Origin of the sequence: Pseudomonas sp. 11/12A (assembly GCF_000800055.1) — a bacterium.
Classification (GTDB): domain Bacteria; phylum Pseudomonadota; class Gammaproteobacteria; order Pseudomonadales; family Pseudomonadaceae; genus Aquipseudomonas; species Aquipseudomonas mohnii.
In genome coordinates, this window is the sequence record NZ_JUGV01000001.1 from 239563 (window position 1) to 259151 (window position 19589).

General features: G+C 55.8%; 19 protein-coding genes. 7 read left to right on the top strand and 12 right to left on the bottom strand.

The window, feature by feature from the left end:
• Positions 1–5 precede the first annotated feature (5 nt).
• Positions 6–410, top strand: a complete 405-nt coding sequence (locus GQ39_RS31120) for a GFA family protein (protein WP_081997824.1) — start codon at positions 6–8, stop codon at positions 408–410.
• Positions 411–497: 87 nt separating this feature from the next.
• On the opposite strand, the gene GQ39_RS01125 is transcribed toward GQ39_RS31120, so the two are convergent.
• From GQ39_RS01125 to GQ39_RS01160, 8 genes are all read right to left on the bottom strand, one after another.
• On the bottom strand, positions 498–1256 hold the full coding sequence (locus tag GQ39_RS01125) for a cache domain-containing protein (RefSeq protein WP_047538339.1): 759 nt from the start codon (positions 1254–1256) through the stop codon (positions 498–500).
• 119 nt (positions 1257–1375) lie between these two features.
• A complete protein-coding gene (locus tag GQ39_RS01130; protein ID WP_047538342.1) occupies positions 1376–2122 on the bottom strand; it encodes a FadR/GntR family transcriptional regulator in 747 nt (248 codons plus the stop codon).
• Positions 2123–2346: 224 nt separating this feature from the next.
• Positions 2347–3066 (bottom strand): substrate-binding periplasmic protein, encoded by a 720-nt coding sequence (locus GQ39_RS01135; RefSeq protein ID WP_047526598.1) that lies wholly within the window; start codon positions 3064–3066, stop codon positions 2347–2349.
• On the bottom strand, positions 3063–4436 hold the full coding sequence (locus tag GQ39_RS01140; RefSeq protein WP_047526599.1) for a glutamine synthetase family protein: 1374 nt from the start codon (positions 4434–4436) through the stop codon (positions 3063–3065). Before GQ39_RS01140 ends, GQ39_RS01135 begins: the two co-directional genes overlap by 4 nt.
• Positions 4437–4745: 309 nt before the next feature.
• Positions 4746–5465, bottom strand: a complete 720-nt coding sequence (locus tag GQ39_RS01145; RefSeq protein WP_047526601.1) for a type 1 glutamine amidotransferase — start codon at positions 5463–5465, stop codon at positions 4746–4748.
• 101 nt (positions 5466–5566) lie between these two features.
• On the bottom strand, positions 5567–6007 hold the full coding sequence (locus GQ39_RS01150; RefSeq protein WP_047526603.1) for a flavodoxin domain-containing protein: 441 nt from the start codon (positions 6005–6007) through the stop codon (positions 5567–5569).
• Complete coding sequence (locus GQ39_RS01155) at positions 6004–7335, bottom strand: FAD-dependent oxidoreductase (RefSeq protein WP_047526605.1); 1332 nt, start codon at positions 7333–7335, stop codon at positions 6004–6006. Before GQ39_RS01155 ends, GQ39_RS01150 begins: the two co-directional genes overlap by 4 nt.
• 2 nt (positions 7336–7337) lie before the next feature.
• Complete coding sequence (locus GQ39_RS01160; RefSeq protein WP_047526607.1) at positions 7338–8552, bottom strand: cytochrome P450; 1215 nt, start codon at positions 8550–8552, stop codon at positions 7338–7340.
• Positions 8553–8897: 345 nt separating this feature from the next.
• Between GQ39_RS01160 and GQ39_RS01165 the strand changes: the two genes are divergently transcribed.
• The 4 genes from GQ39_RS01165 (at position 8898) to GQ39_RS01180 (ending at position 13736) form a co-directional block, all read left to right on the top strand.
• Positions 8898–9578, top strand: coding sequence for a type 1 glutamine amidotransferase (locus tag GQ39_RS01165; RefSeq protein WP_047526609.1), 681 nt, complete (start codon positions 8898–8900; stop codon positions 9576–9578).
• A gap of 80 nt (positions 9579–9658) precedes the next feature.
• The gene (locus tag GQ39_RS01170; protein ID WP_047526610.1) at positions 9659–11152 is read left to right on the top strand and encodes an aldehyde dehydrogenase; all 1494 of its coding nucleotides are present in this window, start codon (positions 9659–9661) and stop codon (positions 11150–11152) included.
• A gap of 213 nt (positions 11153–11365) precedes the next feature.
• Positions 11366–12748 (top strand): aspartate aminotransferase family protein, encoded by a 1383-nt coding sequence (locus GQ39_RS01175; RefSeq protein ID WP_047526611.1) that lies wholly within the window; start codon positions 11366–11368, stop codon positions 12746–12748.
• Between the two features lie 208 nt (positions 12749–12956).
• Positions 12957–13736: an SDR family NAD(P)-dependent oxidoreductase gene (locus tag GQ39_RS01180; RefSeq protein WP_047526613.1), complete on the top strand. Its 780-nt coding sequence runs from the start codon at positions 12957–12959 to the stop codon at positions 13734–13736.
• Positions 13737–13947: 211 nt separating this feature from the next.
• Here GQ39_RS01180 and GQ39_RS01185 read toward each other — a convergent pair whose 3' ends face one another.
• From GQ39_RS01185 to GQ39_RS01195, 3 genes are read right to left on the bottom strand one after another with little or no spacing between them, the layout of a single operon-like run.
• Complete coding sequence (locus GQ39_RS01185; RefSeq protein ID WP_047526614.1) at positions 13948–14184, bottom strand: thioredoxin family protein; 237 nt, start codon at positions 14182–14184, stop codon at positions 13948–13950.
• A gap of 19 nt (positions 14185–14203) precedes the next feature.
• Positions 14204–15241 carry a permease gene (locus GQ39_RS01190; protein ID WP_047526615.1) on the bottom strand — a complete coding sequence of 346 codons (1038 nt, stop codon included), beginning with the start codon at positions 15239–15241 and terminating at the stop codon, positions 14204–14206.
• Between the two features lie 27 nt (positions 15242–15268).
• The gene (locus GQ39_RS01195; protein WP_047526617.1) at positions 15269–16348 is read right to left on the bottom strand and encodes an ArsO family NAD(P)H-dependent flavin-containing monooxygenase; all 1080 of its coding nucleotides are present in this window, start codon (positions 16346–16348) and stop codon (positions 15269–15271) included.
• 323 nt (positions 16349–16671) lie between these two features.
• Between GQ39_RS01195 and GQ39_RS01200 the strand changes: the two genes are divergently transcribed.
• Complete coding sequence (locus GQ39_RS01200) at positions 16672–17298, top strand: LysE family translocator (protein WP_047538345.1); 627 nt, start codon at positions 16672–16674, stop codon at positions 17296–17298.
• 124 nt (positions 17299–17422) lie between these two features.
• On the opposite strand, the gene tnpB is transcribed toward GQ39_RS01200, so the two are convergent.
• Positions 17423–17575, bottom strand: a complete 153-nt coding sequence (gene tnpB, locus GQ39_RS31125) for an IS66 family insertion sequence element accessory protein TnpB (protein ID WP_081997826.1) — start codon at positions 17573–17575, stop codon at positions 17423–17425.
• Between the two features lie 144 nt (positions 17576–17719).
• On the opposite strand from tnpB, the gene GQ39_RS30905 reads away from it, so the two are divergent.
• Entirely contained in the window at positions 17720–19336 is a 1617-nt protein-coding gene (locus GQ39_RS30905) for a GGDEF domain-containing protein (protein WP_052193455.1), read from the top strand.
• Positions 19337–19589 lie beyond the last annotated feature (253 nt).

A 19589-nucleotide genomic window follows, 5' to 3' on the forward strand; every position in this document is an offset into this window, starting at 1 on the left:
TCGCGATGATAAAACGCATTGGTAAAACCATAATCCAGCCGACCCATACTGCATCCTGCCATTGCGGTGCGGTGGTGTTTGAGCTGGATCTTCCTGATGGGGTGGTCGACCCCAAACGATGCAACTGTTCGCTCTGCAGGCGCAAAGGCGCAGTGATGGGGACTGTAGCGCTATCCGGTATACGCATCACCCAGGGTGCGGATTTTCTGACGGCCTATCGTTTCCATACGGGCGTCTCGTGCCATTACTTCTGTTCTCGATGCGGTATTTACACGCATAACGTGAGGCGCTCCGACCCGACCCAATGTGGCTACAACATCGGTTGTCTGGATGGCGTGGATCCGGCGGCGCTGGAGCATGTCTCGATGAGCGATGGGGCCAACCATGCGCTTGATCGAGGCGTTGAATGATTTGGAAGAGGTGGGGTGTGAGCGGGCGAAAAGGGTTTCGGGCTGCGTAGAGAGGCATAAGCCTCTCTACGACGAAATGCGTCGGGCTTATGCCGCGCCTCGGTGTTTGCGCTTGCAGGGGCGCTGCACCAGCGACCAGTGCGCAGCGGCTTCGCCGAGTTCAATAACCCGACAACCTGTTTCCTGGCGATTCATTGCGTGATGAGCCATATCGCCAACCGTCCAATTGGCAGTGTTGGCGGCGATGACACGACCTTCCTCGGATACGATCAGGGCTTCGTTTTCCATTTTGATCAGGCTGGAAAGCAGAATTCGTTCGAACTTGTGCAAGGCGATGTCCGCACCGGCGATACCCACGAAACGACCATCAACGTGGATAGGCAGGGAGAAGGTCAATATGTACGTATCGGCCCCGTAAAGATCGACGTAAGGGCCTATGACAACATTGCTTCCTGTATTTTTCGGGCGGGCAAACCACTGCATGCTCTGATAGTTGTAGAAGCTTTCGCTGCGTCGATTGAAGTTGAGGGTCATGGGTACGACCTTGCCCGCGGTCCCCATTCTCCACCACTCAAGGTACATCTCGCAGTCTTCCAGCTCTCCCGGCTCAAGCACAACGCCAGTGCCGTGAATGCATGATTTGGAGCCTTGGAGCTGTGCATCAATTTTTGGTTTGAGCACGGCCAGGTCTTTGGATGAGGGCTTCTTGCCCAGCGCAGCCTCACGTCGCCAAATCTCCACGACTTCGTTTGCCAGGATCGTCAACTGGTCGAAAACGTTACCGATCGAAGCATTGATGCTAGCGGCGCAGTCGTCTGCGTCGGTGCGAAAAAGTGGTACTGGCATGATGTTGGGCCCCTGTTGCATTCTCGTAACGCAGTTTCAGCTTGATGCCGTGAGTAGCTTCCACCCACTTCGCATCAAAAAGCCGCTTACGGGAGAAGGAGCAAGGCGCATGCCATTTTCTAGGCTATTTCGGATAAAAGATCTAATCTCAGATCTATGAGCCTTTTGATGCCGCGCGTGACATGCGCTTCTGCCAATGCGCCTGCAAGATTGGGATCATTTGCCATGATCGCATCGGTAATCGCTCGGTGTTCTGATTGGGCCGCTTCGGGGGTTATGGAGCCTTCTCCGGGGATCCACATCAGCTCGCCGATTTCTGCCTGAAGGCTCATTTCTGCGTGGGTCAGTCTGACTGACTGCGCGGCAACGGCAATCTCTATATGGAATCGCGCATCGGCACGACGCCGTTCTGTTCGGGTTGTCGCATCGCCTAGCGCATCAATGTAGTGCTGTAACTTGGCATGATGCTCCGATGAGGAGCGCTTGGCGGCGAGTCGAGCCGCGGCCCCCGAGATGGCAACATGTTCGTCGCAGAGATCGCGTAGTTCCAGCGCGCTCATATCAGCAAGGCGGGTACGCAAATGAACTTCCGGGAGTTCAACGGCGGGGCATACGAAACTTCCGCCGTTACGACCTCTCCTTGTCTCGATGACACGGCGTTCGCGAAGATAGGCCAAGGCTTCACGCAGTGTGACGGTCGCTACCCCGAACTGCATGGCCAGCTCGTTTTCGCTCGGCAATTGCTCGCCTTCGGCGAAAAGGCCCAGGTCGATCACTTCAATTAATCTGCGAACGACTTCTTCTGTCCGGCCTTCTTGTCGCAACCTCATGAACGAGGCTGTTCTTGCGCTGGAGTTGTTGTTCATCATCCATCGGCAGTGAATGTTGCTCAAGCGAGCTCAATTGACTTGCCAATCCTCCCAAATGGTTGTGTCTCATGGCCTCAATTTACCAGACTCAGCCGGCACTTCGCGCTAAAACCTCTCAAATTAAATTTTAAAAAAAAGGCCGCCCCCTCGACAGGTGCGGCCAAAAAACTCGGGTGGTAACGCCGAGTAGACAAGCTGAGATACAGGGTGAGTGCTGTTTCTCAACGGGTCCCGAAGGGGTAGCTCAGCGAAGGCATCCATTTGCGCCAAAGCTGTTCCAGTTGGCCGTTCGATTTGATCGTCGCAAGGGCCTCATTGACGTGCGCGAGCCAAGCCTCATTTCCCTTTTTGACCGCAATGCCCCATTTGTTTTGAGTGGGAACACTGAACCCGATTTCCAGATCCGCTTCCTCGGCAAGCGGAACCAGCGCGACGTCGTCATCTACGAATGCATCGATAATTCCGTCGCGTAGCGCGCTGACCATGTCACCCAAAACATCGTCGCTATCCCCGCCGAAAGGCACGCAGATGCAGCCGGTGAACGTTTCGGCCAGTGCCATGTTCAAGCTTTGGGCAATCGCACCGACTTTCTTGCCTTTCAGATCGGACGGGGATCGCAGATTTGAGCCACGTCGAATCATCACGGCTTCATCGAATACCGCGTACGGCTCAGTGAAGTCGGCCAATGTTTTGCGATGAGCGGAAATGCCCTGACCGCACAAAATGACGTCGCCTTCCCCAGCCTGTAACGCGGGATAAAAATCGGCCCAGTTCTGATAGGCGAACTGAAAAGGCAGGCCCAATGTTTGGGCCAGCAGCCTGCCCAGATCGGATTCGTAGCCGTGTCGGAATCCTTTGTCGTCTCTCCAGAAAAGCGGTGGAGCAGGGAGGTCTGCACAAATCATTCGCAATTCTGGTGCTTGGTGGGCTTTGTCGATCATGGCAGGTAGTCCAGGTACATTTTGCGTTCCCAGTCGGTCACTACGCCGCAAGAGCGAGCCCATTCATCGGCCTTCAGTTCGCGATAGAGACTGGATAATTCTGCAGGGAATGCGTTGCGTACGACTTCATCGCGATCAAATGCTGCAACGGCGTCACCCAAGGTGAGAGGAATCCCCACCGACTCGCCGCCGTCGACATAGCTGTCCTTGGACTCGGACGGGCCTGGGCTTGTCTTGTTACGAAGACCGTCCAGCATGCCGGCCAGAAGCACGGTGTGCGAGAGGTAGGGGTTCACGCTGGCATCGGGAAGCTTGTACTCCAGACGACCGTTTGCGGACAGGCGCACGGTGCAGGTTTTGTTGTCCATGCCCCAGTTGATTCGAGTTGGAGCGAATTGGCCGATATCCCAGAAGCGTTTATAGGAGTTCACGGTCGACGCCATGATCATCATGGAGCCAGGAGCGTGAGCGAGCATGCCACCCAAGGCATGCATGCCTGTTTCAGTCAGGTGCAGTTCACGTCGACCGGGTTCAGCCAGAACGTTACGGTCGCCTTTCCACAAGCTGACGTTATGGTGGCAGCCGTTACCCATGCTGCCGGTGCTCGGCTTCGGCATGAAACTCGCCTTCACACCGAACTCGCTCGCGACCTGGCGACAGATCAAGCGATAGGTCATCAGTCGGTCTGCAGTCAGTTCACAGGAGTCAAACATCCAGTTGAGTTCGAGCTGACCTGGGTCCTCGTAATCGCCTTCGATCATGTCCAGGCCCATGGAGATCGCATATTCCATGACGCGTTTGTAGATAGGGCGCATCAGCTCGAGGTTGCCCATGTGGTAGGCCGGGCTTGCACCTGGGCGCACTTGAACTTCCAGCTTGTCACCGAACCAGGTCATTTCTGGCTCGCAGCCCGATTTCATACGGAAACCGGTTTCCTTGATGAACGCTTCATGCGAACGGATCAAGTGTCCACGAGCATCGGTACCCAGTGGGGCGCCGCCGTTTTCGAGGCGGTGATCCGGCTCGTACATACGGCAGAAGAACGAACCAATGGATTTGTCCCAAGGAAGAATGTTGAAGCTATCAATGTCCGGGATGGCGGTGAACTCAGCCGCTTGTGCGCCCCCGCCGAGCAGTTCGCCAGTACGGGTCGTTTGAAGATCCGAGACGGCAGTGCGATGGAATTGCACGCCTTTCTCAAGGTTGCGCAGCAGATGTTTCGCCGGCACGACCTTGGCAATGACGCGACCAGAGAGGGTGACAACTTGGTAGTAGAGGTATTCGACGCCGGCATCTTTGATGCGTTTAGCCAGTTCCTGGGACGCTTGGGAGCTGGTGTTGAATTCTCTGTGCAGGTCTAACGCAGTCATTCGAGTTCTCCTGGCGCTGCATGGGCAAGGCATGGCAGCAGCACATTCTTTTTGTATTCCTGCTCTGACGGCTGGCACATGGCACCTGGCAGGGACGCATTTAATTTAAAATATGGTTTTATATCTTTCAAGCGTTAAATTTTGAAATCGCCGATTTGTAAGGCTGTTTTGTGCGGTTTTTTTGGTTTCTTATAAGGTAAAACGCATAAATAGCGACCATTACGGCGTGAGATCAGGCGCTTATGAAGGGGGATGGCAAAAAAAAGGGCCTATACATACAGGCCCAGAGGTTAATCGGTTGGGTGATGCTTACGGCGTACGATGGGTGCGAAAGAAGTCAGCGACCCATTTCGCTACAGGAGACGCATCGACGGGTAAATGGGCAATGGAGTCCAGGGCGTTGGCCGACACAGAGTCGCTTAGAAGGTCGCCGTGAAATTTTTTTGCCAGCGCCTGAATGTATTCCGCTGAAAACTCAGGATGGTACTGAACGGAGATCGCCGGAAAGGAATAGGCGAAGACACCATTTTCACAGTGAGCTGATCCACCTATACGAGTGGCTTCTGGCGGAACCTTCTGAACCTGATCTTGATGGAAGACAAATGAGGCAGTGCTTCCTGGAAGGTCGGGCGTCTCATAGTTGTATTGATGAGCGCCGACGCCCCATCCCTTGCTTGATTTTGCGTTCAGGCCGCCGTACGCATCCGCCATGATTTGGTGGCCAAAGCAAATCCCGAAAACCGGAATTCGTTTCTGTCTCAACTGCTGAAGGAGTGCGATCAGGCCAACCATCCAGGGACTTCGCTCGTAGGTGCTGTGTTTCGACCCGGTGAGGATAAAACCATCGAAGTCACCCGGGGCCGGAAGCTTTTCTCCACGCACTGGCGACAGGTAGGTGAACGTGGCTTGCGGAAGATAAGGGGATAGCCACTTGTCGATCATTTTCGGGTACGACCCAAACTCATCGATCAAGTCGTCGGGTGTTCGTCCGTTTTCCAGAATACAAATCCGCAATGGCTGCTGAGACATATTTCACCTCATGAATCGTAGGGCTGCACATGACGAAGGTGATTCAGGCAGCGCCGTGAAGGCGCTGGTTCACGAAGTCGCCATTGTGCCGGTCGTAGCGTTCACAGTCCTGATAGAACCGCTTTAGCCCAAGGCATTGCAATGTCACCGGGAAGTTGTCCTGCGCTGGCGTCATGCACCCCTCGTTCCCCCACCTGTTTGGCTCCCAGCCGAGTCAGCGTCTGTGCAACGATCTCGCTGCCGCGGTTGAAGGTTTCGTAGAAGCTGTCACCCAGGCCAAATAGCGCGAACTTGAGACCGCAGAGGTTGGGTTGTTCACTGTTGAGCGCTTCGAAGAAAGGCTGAGCAGAATGCGGAAGTTCGCCGTCGCCATAGGTCGAGCACACGATGAAATAGAACACGTCTGGCGACAGATCGGTGACTGAGAATTTAGACATGTCGGTGCTTTCGATGCTCACGTCTGCGCTGAGTGCATCGACGATATCGTCGGCGACCATTTCAGCGTTACCGGTTTCTGTGCCGTAGAGGACTTGAATGTTCATTTATTGTTTTCTCCTGCTTGATGGGACTGGGCTGCGGCCAACATGGCAACCTTGTTGCGGAATTTTCGGCGCGCGCGGCCATAAGGGGCATTTTTGAGTTCGGCCGTATCGATGCGCTTCCAGTCTTCGTAGCAAACAGTCGTGCTTTTGATCGCCTCTGCTATCGCCGAGTAACCTGGTTTTCCAAGGCCCAGGGCGCCCGACTTCACGGCCTGTACGATGTTGTCGGCCACGTGTTTGGCATCCGCTCGATTGTCCGGGATCGTGCCCGTGGGGCCTCGGCGGAACCAGCCGGTGCAATACAGGCCGTCATCCAGAAAGCCGTTAGACAAATCGGAGCCCGGGCGTGATAAATCCGTGCGGCAGAGGTCGAGTTCCGGACGTTCTTCAAATCCAATCGCAGTGATGATGCTTGTCGCGGGAATGCTTTGCTGGTGGTCAGGGTTTTGCGTGCCTTTAAGCACCAGGCCTGCAACATGGTCGACACCGGCCACGCGAACGGGCGCCCAGCCAAAATGGAATGTCACCGATTTTTTGCTGGTGTCCGGTTCGGCTTCTGATCTGGCCAGCGCGAGCAGTGTTTCTATCTTGGCCTTGGCAAGCCCGAGCAGTGCCTCAATTTTGGCCTTGGCAAGCGGGTCATCAATCGATTCGAGATCGAGCTCGTCGTTAAACTCGAATTGCACATTGGCAAGTTTGGCGAGCTCTTTGATCATCACTGTGTCGAATTTTGCCAATGCAGCTGGAGATCGACCTACGACATCGATGTGTTCTATCGGGCTGCTCGCCAGGTGTGTCAGTGCTTCGTGGGACAAGTCGGAGCCATGAAACTCTTCGCCCTTTTTGACCAGCAGTCGTAGCACGTCGATGGCAACGTTGCCGTTGCCCACGATGATTGGGCGGGCGCCAAAGCGTGGCAAAAACGCTTCTTCGTCCGGGTGGTCGTTCAGGAATCGAGTGACCTGTCCGGCGCCGTAGATGTGATTCAACGCATCCCCCGGTACGCCCAGTTTCCGATCGCCATACAGGCCCGTCGCAACCACCACGATGTCGTAAGCGGCGCGCAGATCTGCCAGCGGTAGTTCGGTGCCAACATGAACGTTACCCAGAAACCGGATTTTCTCGCGTTCAAACATTCTTTCGAATTGCCGGGTCACTGCCTTCGTGCCGGGGTGGTCGGGCGCAACACCGTAGCGGACCAAACCGTATGGAACCGGCAGTCGTTCAATCAGCGTGATCTCTGCGTCCGGCCATTCACGTCGAAGTGCTTGAGCCATGAAGCAGCCCGAGGGGCCCGACCCGATGATCGCAATGGTTGGAGTGCTCATGATCAGACCTCTGGATCGAACGCCATAGGCATCGCAATAGGACCCGTGTTTCCGCTATCCGGCAGCCATTGCACTTCGCCATTGAAGCGAGGGTTTTTGATGCGTTGTGCAAGCAGCGCCAAGGCTTCTGTCATGTCGCCGCGAGCAATGAAGTGACCGATGCAGTGGTGAGCGCCTGCGCCAAAACCGAAGTGCGCCTGGCGTTTGGCCGTGATATCGAACCCGGGATTTTCGAAGACGGTCGGATCGGTACCGGCCGCCTGGCTGAACAGGTGAACCGTCGTGCCCTTTTTGATATCCAGTCCTTGAAAGTTGAAATCCTCCAGCGCTTCGCGGGTCACCCATGTCACGGTCGGGCGCACGCGCATGACTTCTTCGACAGCAGCCCTTGCCAGCTCAGGATCTTCACCCAGCAGTTTCCACTGGTCCGGGTGCTGGACGAACATGTCCATGGCCAAAGCGATCTGGTTACGTGTGGTGTCGATACCGCCGAAAATGGCGAGAACGATCATGTCGTACAGTTCTTGATCGCTCAGCGCGGTTTTGTCTTCTTCGTTGGCTTTGACCAGCATGCTGAGAAAGTCATCGCCCAGGCCGTTCTTCTTCAGGGCTTCAACCGCCATGGCGGCATAACCGAACAGTTTGTCGGTTGCGGCGTTGATCTTTGCTTCGTCCTGCTTGAACGTCACGCCCAGCGCCAGGCCCATGTCCACCGCCAACTGAGCCAGGCCTCGCCACTCACTGCGCGGTAAGCCGAGGAGGGCGCAGATGACTTGAGTGGCGTATGGCTCAGAAAAGTCGGCGACGAATTCGCAGGTGCCTTTCTTCGAGAATCCATCAATGATTTCGTTGGCCATGTCCTGAAATACAGGCGTGAGCTTGCGTACGAGCTTCGGTGCAAAAGCAGGGTTCGCAAGGCGGCGAAGGCGGGAGTGATCGGCGCCTTCGCGACTCAGCAGCATCCGAATCCACCAGTCGGCAAAACTTCCTGTTGCCTTATTGTGCGCAGGCCATGCGTAGCTCCCCTGGCGAAGACGCTGGTCTCGAATCAGCGCGTTGACTTCGTCGTAGCGAAGCACTGCGATGCCATAAGGCGTCCGTGCAAACCAGCTTTTTTCTCGCGCATCAATCACTTCCTTCGAGCGCATTGAAAAGGAAGGGTTGGCCACATCCAGGTAGGGCGCAGCTTCGAGCGTAGTAGGGAGACTGGAAGACATTTGGACACCTTCGATCGTTATTAGAAGAGGCGAGCTGCTCGCGATTCGCACGGGTCAACTACGACGGTTGACGGGCGGTGCGGGCCGTTACCTGCGTGGGTCTGGTATCTCGCCGGAGTCGCATTACGAATTCAATTTAAAATATGGTTTCATATCTTTCAAGAGGAATTTTCGTTTTTCGGGGTGCTATTGGGCTCGTTTTTGCCATTGCATGGCACGAATCGCATAAGAATTTGGCTGTTTAGAGTGGAAAACCACCTGGAGAGGGCGTAAAAAAGCTGCTTGGCATCTAATTTACTTTAAGATATGGTTTCATAAGTATTAAGATTCGATCAGGATTTGCTTATGAAGTCGCCGCGCGCCATTGCAATTGTTCATTCCGATACTGATGTCCCTGGCAGCCTGCCCGAGCTCTTTAGCGAGCAGGGTATGGATCTGGAAATTGTATCCATCAGCCAGGCCCTGCCAGCGCCTGAAGCGCTCGACATCGTTGTTGTGATGGGCAGCCCTGAATCGGCCTATGACCATCGATTGCCCTGGTTGGACGCCGAGCTCAAATGGCTGAAGTCTGTTCAGGCGCGAGGCGTGCCGACGCTTGGAATCTGCTTTGGCAGCCAGTTGCTCGCCCGCGCGCTGGGCGGTCAGGTCTATCGAAACTCCACCGCAGAGATCGGTTGGACTGAAGTTCAAACGCTTCAGGCGCAGTGGGCGCACAAGGGCCCCTGGCTCAATTTCCACTTTGACGCCTTCACGCCGCCCCCCGGCTCAACCTTGTTGGCGAAAACCGATCTGGCTCCCCAGGCCTACCGCAAAGGCAAGTCCATGGGGGTGCAGTTCCATCCGGAAATTGACGCACAGATGTTCGATACATGGACGCACTACTGGCGCAATACCGAGGAGGGGAAGCGGTTTCTAGCCTCCGCCGGAGATCTGCCAGAGCGCATGCGCGCGGAGATTCAGGAGAAGGAGGCCGGTAATCGAGCCAACTGTCGCCTGCTGCTTCAGGATTTTTTAACCGCTATCTGAAACACCCATTCAACCCTGACCCAGCCTACGAATTCAGCGAGCTCGACCTGGGCCATCAATCGTGAAACCTGAGGACAACCATGCAACCGTTAACTTTGAGCGATTGGGAAACCAAATCTGCACAGCTGAAGATTGAAGGGCGCGCGTTCGTGAATGGCGCGTATGTGAGCGCTGCGGCAGAAGCTGTTTTTGAGTGCGTCAGTCCGGTCGACGGGCGCTTTCTCGCCAACGTTGCCAGCTGCGATGCCGCCGATGCGGATCACGCAGTAAAAGTCGCCCGCGCCACATTTGACGCCGGTGTCTGGTCTCGTTTGTCGCCCGTTTCCAGGAAGCAGGCGATGCTCCGTTTTGCTGATCTGCTGGATCAGAACGCCGAGGAGCTGGCGCTCCTGGAAACACTCGACATGGGCAAGCCCATTTCGGATGCACTGAATGTCGATCTTCCTTGCTCAGCTGATGCCATCCGTTGGAGTGGTGAGGCGATTGACAAGATTTACGACGAAGTCGCCGCGACACCCCACGACCAGTTAGGCCTGGTCACTCGCGAGCCGATCGGCGTTGTCGCCGCGATCGTGCCGTGGAACTTCCCGTTGATGATGGCGTGCTGGAAGTTGGGCCCTGCACTTGCAGCGGGCAACTCGGTGATTCTCAAACCATCGGAGAAGTCGCCTCTCAGCGCCATTCGTATTGCCCAACTGGCAATCGATGCCGGCATTCCTGCGGGCGTCCTGAACGTACTGCCGGGCTATGGCCACACGGTAGGCAAGGCGCTCGCCCTGCATATGGACGTCGATACCATCGTCTTCACGGGCTCGACCAGAGTGGCCAAGCAACTCTTGATCTACTCCGGCGAATCCAACATGAAGCGCGTATGGCTGGAGGCCGGCGGCAAGAGTCCCAACATCGTTTTCGCCGACGCTGCCGATCTTCAAACCGCGGCGGAATCCGCAGCAGGTGCGATCGCCTTCAATCAGGGAGAGGTTTGTACCGCCGGTTCCCGTCTTCTCGTCGAGCGTTCGATAAAAGACACATTCCTTCCGATGGTCATCGAAGCACTGAAAGGTTGGACGCCCGGCAATCCGCTTGATCCTGAAACAAACGTGGGAGCCCTGGTCGACACGCAGCAGATGAACAACGTGTTGGCCTACATCGAGGCCGGTCACAAGGACGGTGCCAAATTGGTCATCGGTGGCGAGCGCGTGCTTCAGGAAACGGGTGGGACTTACGTACAGCCCACCATTTTCGATGGTGTCAGCAACGCGATGAGAATCGCTCGGGAAGAAATCTTTGGGCCGGTTCTGTCGGTCATCACGTTCGATTCGGTCGAGGAAGCGATCTCGATCGCCAACGACTCCCCATACGGTTTGGCCGCTGCGATCTGGACCGCGGATATTTCCAAGGCACACCTCACGGCCAAAGCCTTGCGGGCGGGCAGTGTATGGATCAATCAATACGATGGCGGCGACATGACCGCCCCCTTTGGTGGATTCAAGCAGTCGGGGAACGGTCGCGACAAATCGCTCCACGCGTTTGACAAGTACACCGAGCTGAAAGCCACCTGGATCAAGCTGTAATGGGGAGCGAGATGTCCGTTCAAAACGCGGTTCTTTTCCGTCAGCAAGCCTGATTGGGATTGAAGCGGCGGCTCTGCGGCAGAGAGCCGCCCCGCACATTTATCGATGCACGGCCCCCTGGGCCGATGCTCAGTCGCAGCAAGGCCTGAACATCATCAGCGAATGCTTCGACGAGTTGGCATAACGCTCTCTTCCAGACTGTGGGCTCATACCATGAACAAGACAAACCTCACGCTTGAACAGAAAGACGTTAAATACCACATGCATCCTTACACGGATGCCCGCCTTCATGAGTCGGCTGGCCCATTGATCATCGAGCGTGGCGAAGGTGTTCACGTTTTCGATAACCAGGGCAAGCAGTACATCGAGGCCATGTCGGGGTTGTGGAGTGTCGCGCTGGGCTTCAGCAATCAGCGTTTGATAGAGGCTGCAGAAAAGCAGCTGCGAACACTGCCGTTCTATCACTTGTTCACCAGCAAGGCGCATGCGCCGAGCATCGAGCTGGCAGAAAAGCTGGTTGAACTATCGCCAGTGCCAATGAGTAAGGTGTTTTTCACCAACTCCGGCTCTGAAGCCAATGACACGGTTGTGAAGCTTCTGTGGTACCGCAACAACGCTTTAGGCAAACCGGCCAAAAAGAAATTCATCAGTCGGATGAATGCATACCATGGCATCACCGCCGTCAGCGCAAGCCTTACCGGGATACCTGCGAACCAGCGAGGTTTTGACGTGCCTCTTCCTGGTTTTCTCCACGTCAGTTGTCCTCACTTCTACCGGTTCGCAAAGCCGGGTGAAACCGAGGAGCAATTTGCGGATCGTCTCGCTCAGGAGCTGGATGATCTGATTCAAAAAGAGGGCCCCGAAACCATCGCGGCCTTCTACGGGGAACCGTTGATGGGCGCGGGTGGTGTGATTGTGCCGCCTGAAACCTATTGGGAAAAAATCCAGAAAGTGTGCCGCAAGCACGACATCCTCATTGTGGCTGATGAGGTGATCTGCGGTTTTGGTCGTACCGGCAACCTGTTCGGGAGCGAGACGTTCGGGATCAAACCAGACGTTATGGTGATGTCCAAGCAACTGTCTTCGTCCTACCAGCCGATTGCAGCCATTTTGATCAACGACCTGGTGTATCAAGGCATCGCTGATCAGAGCCACGCACTGGGCACATTGGGTCATGGGTTCACCGGAGGCGGACACCCCGTCGCAACGGCGGTCGCGCTTGAAAACCTGAAGATCATTCAGGAAGACAATCTGGTTGAGCATGCAGCCAATATGGGAGAGGTGCTTCGCCATGGGCTTCGGCGCTTTATCGGACATCCGCTGGTAGGGGAGGTCCGTGGTGTGGGGCTTATAGCGGCAGTTGAGCTGGTCGCCGACAGGGATACCAAAGCGCCGTTTGAGACTGTGGGTCGGCTGGGTCGCTACTTGGCGTCACGTGCGCAGGATCTCGGGATGATCGTTCGCAGCATGGGCGACTCGATTGCTTTTTGCCCCCCGCTCATTTCAACCGAGAAGGACATCCAGGCCATTCTGGATTGCTTTGAACAATCTCTCGAAGATACCTGGCAGTGGTTTGAGCGCAGTCGAGGCCAATAAATAACGCGGCTCACAACACCGGCTGTAGCTGCTCACAAAAGGGGGTGATCGGCCGACAGGATGCGGCGCTGATTCGCAGTCCTGTTGCAAGCCTTGTTCGAACGCCATCACCGCCTTCATTGTTGTCATCACAAGTACTCGAACAACCGGCGTTCATCGGCCCTTTTGCTATGGTGCTTTAAATTGTGTGATCAAAAAGAGATGAGAGATGACGATTCCCATGTGGCAAGGTCAAGTCGCGCTGGTCAGCGGTGCGGGCAGTGAAAGTGGTATTGGTCTGGCGATCGCCAGACGTTTGGGCCGCGAAGGCGTGCGTGTATTGATCACTGCCAGCAGTGCGCGGATCCAGCAACGTGTCGCCGAGTTGCAGGCTGAGGGTATAGACGCTCGGGCGATGACAGCCGACCTGACTGACGAATTGCAGGTCAAGGAGCTTGCCGATTGGGCTCATGAGCAGTTCGGCCATATCGACATTTTGGTCAATAACGCCGGTATGGCTATGGTTGGCAGCCCGGAACCCTTCGTCGAAGTGGCGGACATGGATTTGGCGACCTGGAATCTGTCTCTGGCGCGCAACCTGACCAGCGCTTTTCTGCTGACTCGTGCGGTTTTGCCTGGGATGAAGACACGCGGTTACGGACGCATCGTCCACATCAGCTCGACGACCGGTACACGCGGCAGCAATCCAGGTGAGTCGGCTTACAGTGCGGCCAAGGCAGCGATGCTGGGGATGAATATGGGCCTGGCGCTGGAAGTCGGTAAACAGGGCATCACCGTCAACAGCGTTGCCCCAGGCTGGATTGATACGGGGGCATTGACCGAGGAAGAAAGCCGCGCCGGTACCTACACTCCGATCGGCCGCGCCGGTCGTCCAGAAGAGGTTGCCGCTGCTGTGGCGTTTCTGGCGTCTCCGGAAGCCAGCTATATCACCGGTGAAGTGCTGGTGGTGGATGGCGGTAATTGTCTGATCGAAAACAAGGCGCCCTGACGCTAGCCTCGAACTGCTGTCGTGTAGTGGGCCTGCTATCAATGTCGTTGAGCCACTGTTGTGTTGCGCGCAGCGTTTATAGCGATGGGGTGCGCGACGCAGCCATTGCGTAGTTGATTTTCAGGCTTTGCTCTGCACCACGATATTCAGCATTGGGTACTGCTCAGGCCTCTCATCACCGAGCGTGTCTGGACGTCCAGAGGCTACCCATCTACGCGCTGAGCCACTCTTCAACCTTGTCACGGCTCGGGATGCCCCCCGAGTGAACAACCTTTCCATCAATCACGACACTCGGGGTGGACATGACCCCGTAGCTGACGATCTGTTGCATGTCTTCGATTTTTTCCAGTTTTACGGGGACGCCTTTCGCACTCGCCACCTGTTCGATGATGGCTACTGTCGATTTACATTTTGCACAACCGGTGCCCAGAACCTTGATGTCTTTCATAAAAACCTCGGTAGGTGGATTACAACGCGGAGTTGAAGACGTAACCAACGATGAGAATGCCGACGGCGACAACGCCAATGAAGGTGGCTATCAGGCGAACTTTCAGCACCTTGCGCAAGATCACCATCTCCGGGAGGGATAGAGCGATGACACTCATCATAAAGGCCAGCACCGTGCCCAGCGCTGCGCCCTTTGCGAGCAGTGCCTGAACAATGGGGATGATGCCTGCGGCATTGGTATACATGGGGATGCCGATAAGAACCGCGAGTGGCACTGACCACCAGGCTTCCTTGCCCATGAAACTGGCCATGAAATCCTCAGGCACATACCCGTGAATGCCTGCGCCAATGGCAATACCGGCAAGGATGTAAGGCCACACTTTTCCGACGATTTCACGCACGCTGCTGAACCCGGCATTTATCCGCTCATACAGCGGCATACTCGTGTCCCCGGCGGTTGCCTGGATCTTGGGCATATCACGGACCCAGTCTTCCAGATAGGCCTCCATTTTCAGGCGCCCAATGACCCAGCCGGCAACAATCGCAATAAACAACCCCAGGCTGAGGTACAGCAATGCAACTTTCCAGCCGAACAGGCCAAGCAGCAGTGTCAGCGCTACCTCATTCACCATGGGCGCAGAGATGAGGAAAGAGAACGTCACCCCCAGGGGCACTCCGGCTTGAACAAAACCTATAAACAGAGGAACGGCCGAGCACGAGCAAAACGGGGTAAACACACCGAGAGTGGCCGCCATGACATTGGCCGTGCCCTCGCTTCGACCCGCCAAGATTGCGCGGGTGCGTTCAGGCGTGAAGTGGGAATTGATCATGCCCATCAGGAACACGATGCCGGTCAACAGCATCAGCACCTTGGGCGTGTCGTAGAAAAAAAACTGCAAGGCACCTCCCAAGTGGCTGTTGCGATCAACCGGAAGCGCTGCGACCAAAGCCTCTGAAACAGGTATCAGGGCTTCATACAATCCGAACCAGACAAGCGCTGCTACCGCTAAAAACAGGCGGGGATTGCGCTCCGGCCAGCGCGCGATCATTTCATTCATGTCCTCTACTCCTGGGGGGTAGGCGCACTAGGCCACGGACGGATCGCCAAGATAGGTCGCGATCTCATTGACTGTGCTGCGTGCTGTGCGTGTTACACCAATCAGTGTGGCGGAAGCCGAACCTGTCCACTCGCCATAGCCCACCAGCCATAGTCTTGGTTCCTGGATCGAGCGAGTGCCGTCGACCTCAACGCGACCTTCAGTGTCGATCACCCCCAACGAATCAAGATGCTGAAGTGCGGGCCTGAACCCGGTACACCAGATCACCACATCCACTGCGGATTCAGATCCATCGGCCCACATCACACCGTCGCGAGTGAAGCGTTCAAAGGGGCGTACAGACTTGAGAGCATCACGCTCACGGGCTTCCAGCACCGGCGGCACCATGACAATGTCCCCCAACCCGCCGACGGGCTGGTCAATCACACGCCCCTCCTGTTGGGCCTTCAAGCGCTGGGTGGCGCGCTCGAACAGTACCCGTCCATCCACGTCGTCAGGCAAAAACACCGGCTCGGCAGGGGTTACCCAAGTGGTCTCGGCGACCTTGGATACTTCTGCCAAAATCTGCGCTCCTGAATTGCCACCACCCACCACCAAAACCTTCTTGCCAGCAAAGGCTTGTGCATCAACATAGTTCGCGGAGTGCAATTGCCGACCGGCGAATAACTCGGCATCAGGGTAGTGAGGGATATACGGACTGCTCCAGGTGCCGGTGGCGCTGATGACAACCCTGGCATCCCAATACCGGTCGTCGGAACGTACTCGTAAGCCAATTTCAGTACGCTCCACAGCGGTGACCCGAACCGGACGCTTAACAGGAAACTGGTAGCGCTGCTCATATTGGTTGAGGTAGTCGATTACATGATTTCGCGTTGGATACCCCTCCTGCACAGGAGGCATCATCCAGCCTGGGATCGAACTCCAGGTGGACGGAGAGAATAAACGCAGCGAATTCCAGCCATGCCGCCAGGCACCACCGGGCTCTTCCTCTGCGTCGAGGATAACGAACGAAAGTTGAGTTCGGCGCAGGAAATACGCTACCGCCAAGGCTGACTGACCCCCACCGATAATCACTACATCTCGTTGGTCGCTGGGCGAAGGAGTCATGGGGAAAACCTTGAGTCGATGTCGGGCGGTAGCCAGTATAGCGACCCAGGTTTGAACTCAACTGATCCAGCTCATGGGTTGAGGAGGCTGGTCGACATTGATTCATTGCTTTGAATGACTGCTTATCCGTTTCGGATTCTCGACCTCGTAGCCGTTTGAATGTCTGTTCGCCGGTGCGGCGGTTATCCGCCTCTCATGGAGCGCCGGCGCTTGCTGCCAGTAACATCTTCTCAAATCCGGCGGCTTTGACTTTGCAGCCCGGTGTGGGCACATTCTTTCGCCACATGAGGATGGATGCCTCGTTGAGGCCCAAGGAGAATGCCGTGTTTCCGATCAATATCTGGCTTGCCTATACTGCCGCCTGCTTGCTATTGGTGCTCGCACCAGGCCCGGACAATCTGCTGGCCGTAGGCCGAGGACTCAGCCAGGGCAGGATGGCCGCTATCGTATCGGGCATGGCATCTGGGGCGGGAATTCTCTTTCATGTGGCAACTGCTTCGCTAGGACTGACTTTGCTTATGCAAACCTCCGCAGTAGCCTTCTGGGTCGTCAAGCTTATCGGCGCCGGCTATTTGCTTTGGCTAGGCATCAAAGTACTACGCTCTCGCAGCCTGATTAGCTTCCGGCCAGCGACTCGACAATCTCTGCCGAGCATTTTTCTCACAGGATTACTCTCGGCAGCACTCAATCCAAAGCCTGGTTTTTTCGTACTTGCATTCATCCCGCAGTTCGTCGATCCACAACGCGGCTCAGTGAGCGTGCAGATGCTGGTGTATGGCATATGGTTCGCCGTACTTACGGCAGTGGGATTCGCACTCATGGGCGTATTTGCTACTGCACTCTCCCGGTTTTTGCGTCAGAGGCCACGATTGGTGAATGGCTTGAACGTCGGGGCAGGACTCACCTTCGTCGCTTCGGGAGTATCGATAGCGGCGCTCAGCCAAAAATAGGATCAATGTATTGGCGTGCGAGGCTGAAATTTCAGCCTCGCTGAGCCTCGGTGATTATGTTGCTCAGTATCCAGCTCCATCTCGCAGCCTTGTCGAATGCCTGGCCAGTGAAACTTGCCTTGATTCAACCTGCGAGCAGCCAGACGCCAATCCCGTCATGCACCAGCACGTTCATACGAGTGGCGCGGCGGTTCGCGAACAGATAAACGCAGTGCGGCTTCGCCACGCCGAACACCGCAATCACCCTGGCCAGCGCAGTTTCAGTGCCGACACGCATGCCGGGATGTCACTGACCCGGTCTGTTCCTTTCTAACAACTGACTTGGCTGAATTTGTTCCGATCTGGAGGTGGGCCAGTCTTGCGTCAGCACTCGGTCAATTCGGCGTCGACATCAACAGCCTCAACACATTGGCGGGGCTGAATGCATACCAGCATAATGGCCGCATTCAACTACACACTAATGGGGATGACGATGACGGCGGAGCCGGAACTCAGCCAAGTAAAAAGGCTGCGTCAGTTCATAACCTATGCTCGGCTGGCCGCCGTCACTGTGATGATAATCGGCTTGGTTGTGCTGGTTGGCTGGCTGCTTGATGTGCCTTCGCTAAAGGCCGTGCTTCCTGGCTGGACTGCAATGGTGGTCAATACCGCCTTCACCTTCACTGTCCTCGGTGTGGGACTGTGGTGCGCTACGTTTAGAGTGTCCCTGGCCGGAAACTGGATCAGACGGCTTGGCGCTGTCTTGACGATACTGGTTGGAGGACTGACCCTCGTTGAATATGTCATGTCGGTTGATCTCGCTATTGATTTGCTCCTTCCTTTCGAGCTTCAGCGCACTCAACCTGTTCTTTTTCCGGGGCGAATGGCGCCGGCGACAGCGCTGTGTTTTCTGCTTTCCGGCTTTGGCCTGCTGCTTGAGGGCAGACCATTACTGCCGCAAATATTCGCTTCATCAGCGCTATTTATTAGCCTGATGGCGTTTGTGGGCTATTTGTTCGATGTCAGCGCGCTTTACTCGGTGGGCCTCTATAGCTCCATGGCCATCCATACGGCTATTGCGCTGATCCTGTTCAATACCGGACTGCTGGTTATCCAGGAGCGTTCCGAATTTGTCGAGTTACTGATAAGCGACACAGCGGGTGGCGAGGTTGCCAGAAGTTTGCTCGCCAGTATCCCGGTGGTCATTCTCGGCATCGGAGGTGCTCTGCTGGTCGGAGAAAGGTTGGGCTACTACGACAAGCGGTTCAGCCTGGCCTTGATGGCGACGCTGAGCATAGCCATGCTCGTTGCGGTAATCCTGCGAACGGCGAGGCATCTTTGTCAGCTCGATAAGTCGAGAGGGAATGCTCAGGCGGAACTGGCTGCGCTGAATGCATCCCTTGAGTTGCGGGTGTTCGAACGAACTCGTGCCCTCGAAGCGGTGAACAGCAAACTCACGGACGAAATATCGCAGCGACAAAAAGTCGAAGATGATGTGCGCCGACTGTCGCTGACGGATGAACTGACCGGTTTGCACAATCGCCGCAGCTTTTTTCTTTTGGCTGACCAGCTAATGCGCTCTGCTCGCCGTAATGATCAATCCTGCTTGCTGTTTTTTGTTGATCTCGACGGTCTGAAAAAACTTAATGATATCCACGGCCATGAGGCGGGCGACCTGGCGATCATGGCTGCTGCGCAGGTGCTCAAATCTGCATTTAGAGTGAGTGACATTGTCGCCAGGATCGGCGGTGATGAGTTTGTAGTCCTGGCTGTCGAGGCGGGGGATTCCCCGGATGCGCTCTCTGCTCGTGTGCAAGCACTGGTCGACGAATTCAATGGTAGTGAACGCTGTCGTTATCCTATCGGCTTAAGTATCGGTGCTGTTCGTTGTTCGCCAAATGAGCTGAAGCCTCTGGGGGAGTTGCTTGCGTCTGCAGATGCCGCGATGTACGCCAATAAGCAGCGTCGTCGTCAGCAAGCCCTGCATTGTGTTGGGTGCGCGATATATGTACCGCCCAGGCCCGTAGGTCACCCACTTGAATCGCCCTCGGTCTCGTAGAAGCTTTCGCGTACTCAATTTGGGTCTTCAGATAGCCCGAGTCGCTTTCAGCGTTCAGTGGTTTTGATCTGCACTCCGTTCCGGGAGAACGTGGCGGTCCGAGGCTTGGTTCCGGCATATCCCGCAAGCAGGATGCTGAGGACACAATCCAGCGCCAGAATGAGCTGGGGCTATGGTTCGGCTTCGGTTGAGTTGGTAGGGGGAAAGCGGGGAGTGATGGAGGGGTGGATCGAGGTGGGCTTGAAGGTTCGAA